Annotated in this window: 1 tRNA gene and 2 rRNA genes; all 3 read right to left on the minus strand. The window is 49.6% G+C overall.

Going from position 1 to position 512, the window contains the following annotated elements:
• Nucleotides 1–111, minus strand: a 23S ribosomal RNA gene (locus AB4Z33_RS31175); the annotation flags it as partial.
• A 144-nt stretch (nucleotides 112–255) separates the two neighbouring features.
• A tRNA-Ala gene (locus AB4Z33_RS31180) sits at nucleotides 256–331 on the minus strand.
• A gap of 106 nt (nucleotides 332–437) precedes the next feature.
• Nucleotides 438–512: ribosomal RNA gene (locus tag AB4Z33_RS31185) — 16S ribosomal RNA — on the minus strand; the annotation flags it as partial.

Below are 512 nucleotides of genomic sequence, written 5' to 3' on the forward strand. Positions count from 1 at the left end.
TCCCCGGATCAAAGCCTGCTTACGGCTCCCCGAGGCGGTATCGTTGTTCGCCACGTCCTTCTTCGGCTCCTGGTGCCTAGGCATCCTCCGTGCGCTCTTAATAGCTTAACCTAGCGTTTTTCGATGAGTCGCTTCCCGAATTTCTTCAGAAAATACGCATCCATCTTAAACATGGTTTTAAATCCAGCTAAAGGATGTTTCAGCAATTCTTTTCTTTCGTTATCCAGTTTTCAAGGTACAATAGATGAAGTTTGTTGGTGGAGCCAAGCGGGATCGAACCGCTGACCTCCTGCTTGCAAGGCAGGCGCTCTCCCAGCTGAGCTATGGCCCCAAGCAAATTCCATCAAAGCTGAACAAATGGTTTTCACGTCTGACGCTAACGCGTCGTTAATCCGCACATTTTATCCGAACCTCATCGGGTTCGGGTATTTCCTTAGAAAGGAGGTGATCCAGCCGCACCTTCCGATACGGCTACCTTGTTACGACTTCACCCCAATCATCTACCCCACCTT

It is taken from the genome of Paenibacillus sp. 2TAB19, assembly GCF_052115185.1.
Classification (GTDB): Bacteria; Bacillota; Bacilli; order Paenibacillales; family Paenibacillaceae; genus Pristimantibacillus.